Raw genomic sequence first — 13,408 nt, forward strand, 5'->3', positions numbered from 1 at the left:
GCAGGTAGTATATAGGGTTGCCCCATTCGGAAATCTCCGGCTCAATGTTTGCTTCCAACTCCCCGGAGCATATCGTCGGTAACCACGTCCTTCATCGCCTCTGTGTGCCTAGGTATCCACCGTTAGCCCTTATTAGCTTGACCACTCAATTCATTTGGTGTTTCACAATTTGCATTCACAAAAACAAATAGTTAGTTCTGCTTACCTCGTCACTTCGCACTGATTTTACTCAGCACTCACAACTCAGCACTCAGCACTAAGAATGTCTGTGTCTGCCTGCTATTTTCGCGTTTCTATGCAGTTTTCAAGGTTCTGGCTGAGATACAACTCAGCAGTCTGACACGAGTGTCATGTTGCTGAACTCTCACTCTTTTTTTTCAATGGCAATTGCCACAGGTGGAGGTTAGCGGACTCGAACCGCTGACATCCTGCTTGCAAAGCAGGCGCTCTACCAACTGAGCTAAACCCCCAGATACAATTAAAAATTGATAATTAAAAATTAAAAATTGAATTTTCTTCATTTTTAATTTTGTATTTTACATTTTTAATTGATTCAGGTGGGCCATCCTGGACTCGAACCAGGGACCTCACCCTTATCAGGGGTGCGCTCTAACCACCTGAGCTAATAGCCCATTTCGAACCAAATCATAGTTTGAAAGCTTTTTACATTCTGCTCATGTCTGCGACCGACCTAGGTTAGACCAACTTACTATCTATTTAACTGTGTGTTTTTCGATATGTAAGGGGTGTAGGTCTCCCTAAAAAGGAGGTGATCCAGCCACACCTTCCGGTACGGCTACCTTGTTACGACTTCACCCCAGTCACCAGTCCTGCCTTAGGCATCCTCCTCCACGAATGGTTGGAGTAATGACTTCGGGCACTACCAGCTTCCATGGTGTGACGGGCGGTGTGTACAAGGCCCGGGAACGAATTCACTGCAGTATGCTGACCTGCAATTACTAGCGATTCCTCCTTCACGCAGGCGAGTTGCAGCCTGCGATCTGAACTGAGCTCCGGTTTACGGGATTTGCTTGCATTCGCATGCTTGCTGCCCTCTGTCCGGAGCATTGTAGTACGTGTGTAGCCCAAGGCGTAAGGGGCATGCTGACTTGACGTCATCCCCACCTTCCTCCGGTTTGTCACCGGCAGTCTCTCTAGAGTGCCCAACTTAATGCTGGCAACTAAAAACGAGGGTTGCGCTCGTTGCGGGACTTAACCCAACATCTCACGACACGAGCTGACGACAGCCATGCACCACCTGTGTTCGCGCTCCCGAAGGCACTCTTCCCTTTCAAGAAGATTCGCGACATGTCAAGCCTTGGTAAGGTTCTTCGCGTTGCATCGAATTAAACCACATACTCCACCGCTTGTGCGGGCCCCCGTCAATTCCTTTGAGTTTCACCGTTGCCGGCGTACTCCCCAGGCGGGATACTTAACGCGTTAGCTACGGCACGGCTCGGGTCGATACAAGCCACGCCTAGTATCCATCGTTTACGGCTAGGACTACTGGGGTATCTAATCCCATTCGCTCCCCTAGCTTTCGTCCCTCAGTGTCAGTTACGGCCTAGCAGAGCGCCTTCGCCACCGGTGTTCTTCCTGATCTCTACGCATTTCACCGCTACACCAGGAATTCCCTCTGCCCCGAACGTACTCTAGCTATGTAGTTTCCACTGCTTTTATCTAGTTGAGCTAGACTCTTTAACAGCAGACTTACATTGCCACCTGCGGACGCTTTACGCCCAATCATTCCGGATAACGCTTGCATCCTCCGTATTACCGCGGCTGCTGGCACGGAGTTAGCCGATGCTTATTCCTCAGGTACCGTCATTGTGTTCTTCCCTGAGAAAAGAGGTTTACGACCCAAGAGCCTTCCTCCCTCACGCGGTATTGCTCCGTCAGGCTTTCGCCCATTGCGGAAAATTCCCCACTGCTGCCTCCCGTAGGAGTCTGGGCCGTGTCTCAGTCCCAGTGTGGCTGATCGTCCTCTCAGACCAGCTACTGATCGTCGCCTTGGGAGTCCATTACACTTCCAACTAGCTAATCAGACGCGAGCTCATCTCTAGGCAGTTAACCTTTCACCTCTCGGCACATCCGGTATTAGCCACCGTTTCCAGTGGTTGTCCCAGACCTAGAGCCAGATTCTCACGCGTTACTCACCCGTCCGCCACTGTGTCCGAAGACACCGTTCGACTTGCATGTGTTAAGCATACCGCCAGCGTTCATCCTGAGCCAGGATCAAACTCTCCGTTTTAATTGGAAAGCTCTATAGCTCTTTTAGCTGCTCTTTTTTAACTTCAGCTTAGTTATCTTTTTATTTTCTTGACGCAACACACTTGCTGTATAATTGCTTTCAAACTATAATATTTTCAAGGTTCGGTATCCCTTTTCGCGAGTCGCTTCAAGCTCTCCGCTTCAGGCACTTATTCAATATAGCGAACACACCTCCTTGTGTCAACTATTTTTCCAAAATTCTTTTGGACTGTTTCTTTGTCCCCTGAAACTCTCCACAGTGCCGGGTTCTAGGCCACAATAGTTTATGCACTGTGCCAACTAAGGATGGGAGAAGCGTGAATTTTCAATCGGTAATAGCTTTGTTGCATCATTTCTGGGGCGATCGCGGTTGTCTTATCGCCCAGCCTTACGATATTGAGAAGGGGGCTGGTACTAAGAATCCGCAGACATTTTTAAGAGCGTTGGGGCCGGAACCGTGGGCTGTTGCCTATGTTGAACCTTGTCGTCGCCCTACAGATGGACGGTACGGTGAAAACCCTAACCGTTTCCAACATTATTATCAGTACCAGGTTCTGATTAAGCCGTCGCCAGATAATATCCAGGAGATTTATCTTGATTCATTACGGGTTTTAGGTATTCGTCCTGAAGACCACGATATTCGGTTTGTAGAAGATAATTGGGAAGATGCAACGGTGGGAGCTTGGGGTACTGGATGGGAAGTATGGTTAGATGGGATGGAAATTACTCAATTTACCTACTTCCAACAGTGTGGGGGAATTGATTGCCGTCCTGTGTCGATCGAGATCACTTATGGTTTAGAGCGGCTGACAATGTATCTCCAGCAAGTGGAGGCAATTACTAAAATTCATTGGACGGACAATATTACTTATGGTGATGTTTTTCTGCAAAATGAGATTGAGCAGAGTACATACAATTTTGAAGCGTCTAATCCTGAATTGCTGCTGACACTGTTTAGTTTGTATGAGCAGGAAGCTAGTCAGTTAACGGAGAAGGGTTTGGTGTTACCCAGTTTGGATTATGTAATGAAGTGTTCGCACACGTTTAATCTGCTGGATGCTAGAGGTGTGATTTCGGTGACTGAGAGAACTCGCTATATTGCCAGGATTCGGCATTTGGCTAGGAAGGTTGCTCACTTATATGTAGAGCAAAGGGAGAAATTGGGTTTTCCGTTGCTCAAAGATTTAAAACCAGTCATACCTGTTGGGCAAGTAGAAGTCGCGGCTACACAGACGAAATCTGCCTCCGCAGGTTAGCAAACCTTTGATTTTGCATTCTAAGTAAGCTAGGCATATCTTTAATCATGTAGCTATTGCTAAAGGTCGGAAATACCGTTGAATCTGGAAGATTAAGGCTACAAGATAAGGCCCGCACAGGCGGGCTTTGTTCGTATAAACTTGATGGACTATACTTCACCACAGGCATCAAAATCTTTCAAAGATGTCTATTAAAGAGATGAAAAGCTTACGCAGAGGTACTCCAGCCGCAGATAATAAGAGTTTGGAATATTTGATTTTTGAATTTCATAGCCAAATTCAGCAACGCCAATTTTTCTCTATTGCTACTCTAGCTATTTTTAAGCCAGCTGCGAATTCTGGGTGTCAGGTGCTTTTACAAAAAATCTTATGATTCAAACCAGTGGTGTAATTATTTGTCTTGGCTACATTTTGGGGTTGCTGTTTACAGCAGTTCCTTGGGGTGGTGTGTGGATTTTGGTTCTGGGGATAGTGGGAGCAATTCTTTTTAGAAGACGCAGCAGTTCACAACAACTTGCCCAAAAAGCAGAAAAGGCTGGAAGCAAAAATAAGGCAGTGCCTAATACCTGGCAAACTAATCCCCATCCTCGAATATGGCTAGCTGCTGGCTTAGTAGGATTATTGGCAACTCTATATTTTCAATGGCGAGTGCCGCAACCAGGTGCAAAAGATATTAGTCAGTTTGTTCCACCTGGAAATAGCAGTAATCAAGAACAACTTGTGATTGTTCGTGGGGAAGTGGCAAGTAATCCTCGCTTAACTCGCAGTCAGCGAGGACAATTTTGGCTGGAAGCAACTCAGATAGATGAGGTCAAAAATGAAAAAGGTTCAGCAGGTGTCCCAAAAGGAGTAACGGGCAAATTGTATGTGACAGTGCCTATACTTCAGGCGACTGGGTTATACCCTAGTCAACAAATTGCTGTGACTGGGATTTTGTACAAACCAAAGGCGGCTTCCAATCCTGGTGGTTTCGATTTTCAGAAGTTTCTTAAGCAGGAAGGAACATTTGCTGGTTTGATTGGGCGACAAATAAATGTTTTGGATCAGGAACGGAAATGGGGATGGTGGCAAATTCGGGAGCGAATTGTGCGATCGCAAGTTCGTTGGTTGGGTATCCCTGAAGGGCCGCTTGTCAGTGCAATGGTTTTAGGTAGCAAAGCTGTTGATTTACCTTACGATATCCGCGACTTATTTGTACAAGCAGGATTAGCTCATGCTTTAGCAGCTTCTGGGTTTCAAACTTCTTTGATTTTAAGTGTGATCTTACAGTTAACCAGACGGGCAAAAAAAGCAACGCAATTTACCCTTGGCTTTTTAGCTTTAATCATTTTTCTAAGTTTAACAGGTTTTCAACCTGCGGTTCTCAGAGCCGTAATTATGGGTTTTGCGGCATTAGTAGGTTTGCTATTAAAAAGGAAGGTAAAACAGTTCGGATCATTGCTATTAGCAGCAACTCTGTTATTAGTATTTAATCCTCTATGGATTTGGGATTTAGGTTTTCAATTGAGTTTTTTAGCAACGCTGGGATTAATCGTAACAGTACCTGCATTAGTCAACCGCCTAGCATGGCTACCACCTGCGATCGCTTCTTTAATTGCCGTTCCCCTTGCTGCGACTCTTTGGACTTTACCAGTACAACTTTCTGTATTTGGGGTTGTACCATCTTATAGTTTATTGCTGAATGTGGTTAGTACTCCATTAATTTCGATTATTAGTATAGGTGGAATCATTAGTGCTTTAGTAGGTTTAATTTGGACTCAGGCAGGAAGCTTCATTGCATCGGTGTTACATTACCCGACAGACTGGCTAATTAAATTAGTGGAGTTTTTTAGCAAGTTGCCAGGAAATTCTATTGCTGTAGGTAGTATATCCACTTGGCAGCTTTTGACGATTTATTTACTGATTATACTGGTTTGGCTAGTTCCTTGGTGGCAGCGACGGTGGTGGGTTGCTAATGTGATTGCCATTGGTTTAGTATTCATCCCCCTTTGGCATTCTACAAATACATTATTTAGGATAACGGTATTAGAATCTGGTACGGAACCAATTGTAGTTGTTCAAGATAGAGGAACTGTAACTGTAATTAATAGTGGTGATGAAGGGACTGGACGTTTCACAATCCTACCGTTTTTACAACAGCAAGGTATAAATCAAATTAATTGGGCGATCGCAACTGATTTTCAAGGCAATGAAAGTAATGCTTGGTTAGAATTATTGCAACGTTTACCAATCAAAAATTTTTATGAATATTCCCCTAATCCAGAAAATTCTATTGCAACTCAGGCAATTCAACAAGAATTACAAAAGCATCAGGGATTTTATCAACCAATGGCAGTTGGTCAAGCTGTCAAAACGGGTTCAATCGTGGCGCAGTTAATCAACGCTCAATTACCCATCTTACAATTGCAAATTTTAGAGCAGAATTGGTTATTAGTAGGTAATGTCAAGTCTAAAGAGGTACAGCAATTAGTCAAAAATGGGAGCTTGCCTCGTCCACAAGTCCTGTGGTGTTCCCCTCAGTCATTAAAGGATTTAGTTATTGCTCTGCAACCACAAGTGGCGATTGCTTCTTCTGTTAACTTTGATCCAAAGGTTTTATCGGAACTAAATCAAAGCCAAACTAAACTGTTTTTTACAGGACGCGATGGGGCTATTCAATGGACACCTGATGGTCAGTTTGAGGCGTTTATTGAAGCAGCAGAAAACAAATCTTCTATCTTATGAAAAACTCACAATTCAGGAATTTTAAAAGTATGATATTTATTTTTAGGCAAGACTAGCTAAAAATGAGTTTTATAGATTACAGCCTAGTTAGTACTTAATGAAGTTTCACATTCGCCTACATTATACCAGTCTGGTCTTTGACTGACACCCAATACTTGTTAGATTTTGGGTAAAAGGGGGAAAGAAAAAACCTTTAACCTTTTCCCTGAACCCACTTCCGATTGAAAAATGCAAAACCACAAGCACTATTGGACTAGAACTAACTACTTTAAATTAAAACACAGCATTTTTTAATGAAGTCATGGACTAGACTTGATTATTTACAGAACCAAATCATCTTAATTATTTAAAATCCTACAGTAGTGGAAATACTTATTTTATTTTTACTTATTTAAATATTTCTTTTACATTGTGCTTATAATTCTTGCTCTAAAAATAGTTAAGCTTCATACTTGAGAATAAACCATACTTTTTTACTATTGCTTAGAAAAACATCTATCCTACTTCACGATCACTTGAACTAGATGTCATTACTTATACCATTGTAGTAGCATCTTAAATGATTGATATTAGAGAAGTAGTTTAAAAATATAGCTTGCTGTCCCCTACATGAATAAAAAATGGGCTGCTAAACGACTTACCATCAATCTCACATCAAGCGAGGCACAGAAGCTTGAACAATACTGTTCAATAACAGGAAGACCAGCAACTGATGTGATTCGGGAGTTAATTCGCTCTCTTGCTACTCAGGAGGAAAAAGGCTTACAAACTTAGTAAATCATACTGAACAAAAAACAAAATTATGATAATCACATCTAATTAGGGAGTGAAATAAGTATTTCAGGGTATTAGTTATTTCCCTGAAAACACACGCTATAGGTAGCAACTGAACACTTAGCTATGCTCAATATGGATGGTTTTGAGGTAATAGTTCACCTATAAGTGAATCCGTAAATCGGTTTTGCTCTCAGTATCAGTGCCAGCATTTTCTAGGAAAAGCACTAGGGGAGCTTAGAGGCAGGGGCAACAGTATTCCTGCCCAAACTTCTCTAGTGCTACAAATTACTCAATAAGGTTTGGGATAATAAAATTGTTCTCGCTTTTAAATTCACTTCTTCTCAGACTTTTTTAAATTTTGAATTTTGAAGCTTTCAACTTTAAAACGTTTGAGTAAGACGTTCGGCGATGGCTCAGTAGAGCCGCGATGATGCCGTTCGCGTATAATTCCGTAGGAAAGTACAAAATTTAAAATTCCGCTTTTCAAGACAGACACTTAAAAGTCTGGTTGACTACTAAGGGAATATCAAAAATAAATTATTCAGCAAAATATAGTAAGGTTAGCGTAGCGATCGCTAGCCCGGAAGTAACGATAACAAGTTTTTGTGAATTGGGGGACACACCTTTATTGACATTGCCCATCCCATAATCAGTAATGGCTTTACCAAAACTTACTCTTTCGATTCACATCCAGGAGTACAGCGATCGCCCCTTCAATAGCTAAAAATTTGATCAGACAGTGCGTTATTGTCGCTTATCGTAGGTATCGCTTGTTTTCAATTGCGACGGAAATTTCTCTTACGTTGTTTGTGTCTTGCAACTTCTTTGCGCTTGTGTTTTTCCAAAGGGGTTTCAAAGTGACGATTTTTTCTCATGTCTGGGAAAATACCTGCTTTGGAAACTTCTCTCTTAAATCGACGCAAGGCCGATTCAATTCCTTCATTTTCGCCCACAAATACTTGGGTCATTTTCATCTCCTACTTAATTGTTACTGGGCAATTTCAAACCATCCAGTAGATCGGAGCGCAAAAAGGGCAGATAATGATTCTGCCCTTAAGACGTTAAAACTTAATTTTTGATTTTAAAGCTTAGTAGCGTCCTCGGTTGTATCCGCCACCGCCGCCGCCGCGACGATCGCCACCGCCACCACCAAAGGAACCACTTCTGTCTTCCTTGGGTTTAGCTTTGTTGACTTTAAGGTCGCGTCCCATCCACTCAGCACCATCAAGAGCTTCAATGGCAGCTGTTTCTTCAGCTTCTGTGCCCATCTCTACGAAAGCAAAGCCACGTGGACGGCCTGTTTCACGGTCAGTAGGCAACTGAACGCGTTTTACAGAACCATGTTCAGCAAATACAGATGTAAGGTCTTCTTGTGTGACCTCGTAGGATAGATTACCTACATAAATTGACATGCGTTATCTCCAAAATCATAGGTGTGTAGAGATTTAGATTTCGGAGACAAGCTTGTTAAGACCAAAAGGGAAAAGCCTGTCAATACTAAAAACAAACGCTGTAACCGAATTTTATTCTCACCTAACTACCTTAGCACATCCTTGAGTTCTTACCCATCCTAAAAAAGGAAGTACTAAGAGTCAGCGATCGCAGTTCACTCTCTCAAACATCCTCTAGGTAATGAATTTATAGGCAACTTTAACATTGAGTAGCAAAAATTGCCCAAATAATTGCAAAATAAATGCAGTTCGTCATTGTAACTACCTGGAAATGCCGAGTACACTTGCTGACGCACAGAATTTACTTTCTGATCTGATCGCCCGCTACTGTGAGCGTGTAGATTATCTGATGATTCGCCTTGAAGAAGCAGAAGGGACTGATATCTTGTTGCGTGGCGACAAGGTAGAAACCCTCAGTGAAGGTATCTCCATTGGTGGACATATTCGCGCTTGTTATAAGGGTGGGTGGGGGTTAAGCTGCTTCAACCAACTGGGAACAATTCAGGATCGGATAGAAGAAGCGATCGCTGCGGCGCGAATGGTTGGTGATGAAGAAACTTTACTTGCCCCCATTGACCCGGTGCAAGCAGTATGCGTTCTACCCCTAAAAGGCACTGATCCCCGAAAAATTCCACTTTCCAAGAAAAAACAATTGTGCGATCGCTATACTGAATTGCTCAAAAGTATTGATGATCGGATTACCACTACCTCGGTGCGTTATGGTGACAGCGCTCAAAGAGTGATCATTGCTACCTCAGAAGGAACTTTGATCGAGCAATCTTGGGTGGATATGGAAATGCGCTTTGCCGCCACTGCCAGAAATGGCGAAACCGTACAAACTGGACGGGAAACTACTGGTTCTCGCAAAGCTTACGAAGATTTAACTGATTTGGATGAACAGGTAAAAGGTGCGGCTCAAAGAGCGATCGCAGCTTTATCTTTACCACCTGTCAAAGGCAATACTTATACCGTAGTCATCGACCCAATTCTCACGGGTTTGTTTGTTCATGAAGCTTTCGGACATCTTTCTGAGGCTGATATGGCTTACGAAAATCCTGATTTGTTAGAAGTTATGACCATTGGACGGCGGTTCGGCCCAGAAGAACTCCAAATTTTTGATGGTGCTGCACCAGAGGGACATCGCGGTAGCTATTTTTACGACGATGAAGGCACACCTGCTACAACTACTCAACTAATTAAAGATGGAGTTTTAGTTGGACGTTTACATTCTCGTGAAACTGCTGGCAAGTTGCAGGAAGCGCCTACTGGTAATGCCAGATGTCTGAATTATCACTTCACTCCCATTGTGCGGATGACAAATACCTGGATTGAACGGGGTAAAACACCAGTAAAAGACTTATTCACTGATATCAAAGAAGGAGTTTATGCCCGTAATTGGTTGGGTGGAATGACGAATGGCGAAATGTTTACCTTTAGCGCCGGGGAAGCTTGGATGATTAGGAACGGCAAAATTGCTGAACCTGTGCGGGATGTAACGCTTTCGGGAAATGTATTCCAAACTTTAGCGGATATTGAGGCAATTGGTGATGATTTTTACTGGGATGAATCCGGCGGTTGTGGCAAGGGAGGACAAAATGGTTTGTCAGTGGGTTGTGGTGGCCCTAGCCTCCGAATTCAAGATGTAGTGGTTGGTGGTGAAATGTGATCTACCCGCCGCTATAACTGTTAGTCCGAGTAAACTTAGGTTTTTAGTAGTCTGTCAATCTTAAATTGATAGGCTACTAGTGGTCTATCAATTTAATTTTGCTAGGTTTGTAGTGAGCGATTTATCGCTCAAATCAAGGACTAAAGTCCTTACTACGAACTTTTATAACCCTTCAGAATTAATGAGACAGACCACTAGTTTCACTAAAGAATGCCTCAGTTTAAATCAGCTTGCTAGCCAGAAAGCGACGTTACGCATATAGATTTTGATGTTCTAAAGCTCGTGGATGCCATCTCCCGGTGGTTCATCCACAAATGAGTATAGCGATCGCTTTACACTAAAGCTTAAATTTTTTCATTTCTCAACATCCCTCCAAAGTATGAAAATAACTCATAACTCTAGGTAGTAGCGCCAGTAATAGAGGATTACTAATATATATAAAGCTGATTTCATATTTACTCTAGTTTTATCTCCCACACCCATTCTCCGTTGCGCGTACTGGAGACATACTGCTTTATCTGAGCCATTTTTATAGCCTCAATTAAGCGTTCCTTAGAACAGCGACAGATATGAAAGCAGATCAATTCCTGAAAAACTATGCCGCAGGTGTCAGAGACTTTACTGGTGTCAACTTAAGCGAGGCAAACTTAAGGGAAGCCAATCTCAGTGATGTAATTTTAGATAGAGCTATTTTAGATGGAGCTAATCTGAGTCATGCTAATTTAGCCCAGTCCAGTTTGATTGAAGCAGACTTAAATGGAGCTGATTTGACTAATGCTAACCTCAGTGGTAGCAACTTAAGCGGAGCTATTTTGGATGGAGCCATCTTGGATGGAGCAGCAATGGAAGGAGCCAATTTGAGTCAAGCTGATTTGACGGTTGCTAAGTTGATTGAAACTAACTTGAGTGAGGCGGATTTGCAGGAAGCAAGCTTGATAGCGGCGAATCTAGATGGAGCGGATTTGAGTGGTGCAGACTTAACTGTAGCCGACTTATCCCAGGCAAATCTCACCCAAGCAGATTTGAACCAGACAAATTTGAGCGGAGCGAATTTGCATGGAGCCAATGTAGAAGGAACGATTCTAGATGAGAATGCTGAAATCTAATTTCTTTAACATGGCTTATGATGTGAAAAATAATTAGCAAAGTAAACAATGGGCTTAAGCCCATTGTCTAAAAGCGAGCAAATGTCCGCTACAGTTTATTTAGTTAGTTTATTGCTATTGTCTTGACTGGTTTAGCATCACTGACTTTTGATGAAAAATTATTCAGCCACAATTAACAAGTTTGCATGTGCATAGGCATCGCACATTTAAGATAAATTAAATCCAGCTTCGGGCTGGATAATAGCTAGAGACTGTTTTGAGATTGAATGTTTTCTTGATTTTTAACTTACCAAATCAACTAAGGCGTTCGATTGGAAGCGGACTATAGATGAAACAGAGCAACCGCGATAATTCTCAGAAGTGAATACTGATAGTGTGATATTAGCTTGACCAGGATCTAATATGCGTTTTACCTTGCAGGTTTGCATTTTGTTGTTGCAGTAAGCAATAATGCGATCGCCAGCCTTGACATCCAACGCTTGAATTTTCACTTAATATCAACCTCGCCCAAGATTTTGTTTAGCTAAAATAAAATATATTGTTATATCTTACTTGCTCAACAATTTAAATATTTATTTAACTATAACACAAAAACTAAGGGTTTTAAATGCTATCAATTTAATCTTGATAATGTCAAGTTTATTTATCCTCAAAACTCTATTAAATGCTGGATTTTCAAAAAATAAGGATAAATACCGCCCTTCTTGCAGCATCTGGTACAACACGGCATAAGCAGGACTTATGCATTGAAAACCTGAAACCTTGTTGGCGCAGCGTGCGCTTCGCGCCTTTCCTTAAAAAAGCTTGATTTTTTATGATTTTGTTCTCATATTCTGTATGGGAACGAGCAAAAACTCAATTAGTAAGACTTGGGTTGAAAATTCAGATGGTGGTAAATCCCCACTTTGCTCTAAATTTTTGCGAGTAAGATTTTTTCTTTCTATGTTTTTGTTACAATTATTGAAATTTTTACATAAAAATACCACTATGGCTTTATATGCTGAATTACATAGACATCTGGGCGGTTCCGTCGTACCGCGAGTTCTATGGCGATATTTCGAGCGACATTCTTCGGAGTTGATTTCCCGTTTTGCTGACTATTCACAATTTGAAGATTTTTACACCCGTCCACGCAACACCCTGGATGAGTATCTAGAATTACACACCTTGGTAGAAAGTGTGCAAACAGTTGAGACTTTGCCTTACTTTATCTATCGCTTGGTGCGGGGTGCTTACATCTTTGAAAATTTGGCTTATCTGGAACTGCGCTACACTCCCTATTTGCGGACACCTGAACATCTGAATCAATCACAGAGAATTGACAAGATGGCAGAAATTGTGAAAGTAGTAGGACTTGCTAGCCACCAGCCAGAACATCCGATTGTTACTAGCCAAATTCTCTGTATGCATACCCGCCTACCTTATGAGGTGAACAAGGCGATTGTTGATTTAGCGGCACAAAATCAGCAGTATGTCTGTGCAGTCGATGTCGCAGGGGGTGATAGCTATTATGCCGATCGCTTAGAAGAATGGATTAGCTTATATGATTATGCGCGATCGCTAGGCGTTAACACCACGGGACATCTATATGAAACCACCGCCGGTTGTTACCCCGAACTGTTACCCTACCTGATGCGAATCGGTCACGGTATCCAAATCCCCCTACTGTATCCAGAGTTACTTAATGATGTAGCTAGACGCGGACAGTGTTTAGAGGTTTGCCCGACAACTTACTTAAAAACTGGTACTTTGCAGGATATACGTCAACTCAAATTAGTTTTTGACCGTTGTTTTGATGCTGGGGTCGATATTGCTATCTGTACTGATAATGCTGGGTTGCACAATGTGCGTCTACCGTTTGAGTATGAAAATCTCTTAACTTACGACATTATCAGTTTTAAACAACTACAAGCTTGTCAGGATGCCGCTTTCCGTCATGCTTTCGCTTGGCCTTACAGTGAACGTCCTGCATCTTTGTTGAACGATTTGCTCAAACCTGAACCACCTAAAGTTTTGGCAACAAGAGATAGTAATTAACGACCACCTAAAGATAAGCAAAAAGTAAGGTGATTTAATGTTAATTAATGTTGCGATCACTGGTTTTTATTATGATGCTGTAAAGAAAGCTGTAATGCACAATAGATATCTTGCAAAAACAATGTTTTAGAAATTAAACCA

General features: G+C 42.2%; 10 protein-coding genes, 2 tRNA genes and 2 rRNA genes (1 of these 14 only partly in view). 7 read left to right on the forward strand and 7 right to left on the reverse strand.

Annotated elements, in window-relative coordinates:
- The 4 genes from GJB62_RS28690 to GJB62_RS28705 all read right to left on the reverse strand — a co-directional run.
- A 23S ribosomal RNA gene (locus tag GJB62_RS28690) occupies nt 1–143 on the reverse strand (it extends 2,751 nt beyond the left edge of the window).
- Between the two features lie 254 nt (nt 144–397).
- Nucleotides 398–470: transfer RNA gene (locus tag GJB62_RS28695), tRNA-Ala, on the reverse strand.
- 88 nt (nt 471–558) lie between these two features.
- Nucleotides 559–632: transfer RNA gene (locus GJB62_RS28700), tRNA-Ile, on the reverse strand.
- Nucleotides 633–762: 130 nt separating this feature from the next.
- Nucleotides 763–2,251 (reverse strand): 16S ribosomal RNA (locus GJB62_RS28705).
- Together the 16S and 23S rRNA genes with 2 tRNA genes alongside form the textbook arrangement of a ribosomal RNA operon.
- 316 nt (nt 2,252–2,567) lie before the next feature.
- Between GJB62_RS28705 and glyQ the strand changes: the two genes are divergently transcribed.
- From glyQ to GJB62_RS28725, 4 genes are all read left to right on the forward strand, one after another.
- Entirely contained in the window at nt 2,568–3,506 is a 939-nt protein-coding gene (glyQ, locus tag GJB62_RS28710) for a glycine--tRNA ligase subunit alpha (RefSeq protein ID WP_114085127.1), read from the forward strand.
- 184 nt (nt 3,507–3,690) lie between these two features.
- A complete protein-coding gene (locus GJB62_RS28715; protein WP_114085126.1) occupies nt 3,691–3,879 on the forward strand; it encodes a hypothetical protein in 189 nt (62 codons plus the stop codon).
- Nucleotides 3,876–6,230 (forward strand): ComEC/Rec2 family competence protein, encoded by a 2,355-nt coding sequence (locus tag GJB62_RS28720; RefSeq protein WP_114085125.1) that lies wholly within the window; start codon nt 3,876–3,878, stop codon nt 6,228–6,230. Before GJB62_RS28715 ends, GJB62_RS28720 begins: the two co-directional genes overlap by 4 nt.
- Nucleotides 6,231–6,839: 609 nt before the next feature.
- On the forward strand, nt 6,840–7,004 hold the full coding sequence (locus GJB62_RS28725) for a CopG family transcriptional regulator (protein WP_114085124.1): 165 nt from the start codon (nt 6,840–6,842) through the stop codon (nt 7,002–7,004).
- Between the two features lie 779 nt (nt 7,005–7,783).
- Here the strand turns inward: GJB62_RS28725 and rpsU are convergent.
- On the reverse strand, nt 7,784–7,975 hold the full coding sequence (gene rpsU, locus GJB62_RS28730) for a 30S ribosomal protein S21 (RefSeq protein ID WP_069073774.1): 192 nt from the start codon (nt 7,973–7,975) through the stop codon (nt 7,784–7,786).
- A 120-nt stretch (nt 7,976–8,095) separates the two neighbouring features.
- A complete protein-coding gene (locus GJB62_RS28735; protein ID WP_114085123.1) occupies nt 8,096–8,419 on the reverse strand; it encodes an RNA-binding protein in 324 nt (107 codons plus the stop codon).
- 310 nt (nt 8,420–8,729) lie between these two features.
- On the opposite strand from GJB62_RS28735, the gene GJB62_RS28740 reads away from it, so the two are divergent.
- The gene (locus GJB62_RS28740) at nt 8,730–10,124 is read left to right on the forward strand and encodes a TldD/PmbA family protein (RefSeq protein WP_114085122.1); all 1,395 of its coding nucleotides are present in this window, start codon (nt 8,730–8,732) and stop codon (nt 10,122–10,124) included.
- Nucleotides 10,125–10,693: 569 nt separating this feature from the next.
- Nucleotides 10,694–11,230: a pentapeptide repeat-containing protein gene (locus GJB62_RS28745; RefSeq protein WP_114085121.1), complete on the forward strand. Its 537-nt coding sequence runs from the start codon at nt 10,694–10,696 to the stop codon at nt 11,228–11,230.
- Between the two features lie 281 nt (nt 11,231–11,511).
- Here the strand turns inward: GJB62_RS28745 and GJB62_RS28750 are convergent, their stop codons facing one another.
- Nucleotides 11,512–11,721 (reverse strand): hypothetical protein, encoded by a 210-nt coding sequence (locus tag GJB62_RS28750; RefSeq protein ID WP_041565457.1) that lies wholly within the window; start codon nt 11,719–11,721, stop codon nt 11,512–11,514.
- Nucleotides 11,722–12,217: 496 nt separating this feature from the next.
- On the opposite strand from GJB62_RS28750, the gene GJB62_RS28755 reads away from it, so the two are divergent.
- Nucleotides 12,218–13,267, forward strand: coding sequence for an adenosine deaminase (locus GJB62_RS28755; RefSeq protein WP_114085131.1), 1,050 nt, complete (start codon nt 12,218–12,220; stop codon nt 13,265–13,267).
- Nucleotides 13,268–13,408 lie beyond the last annotated feature (141 nt).

The sequence above is a fragment of the Nostoc sp. ATCC 53789 genome, from assembly GCF_009873495.1.
Classification (GTDB): Bacteria; Cyanobacteriota; Cyanobacteriia; order Cyanobacteriales; family Nostocaceae; genus Nostoc; species Nostoc muscorum_A.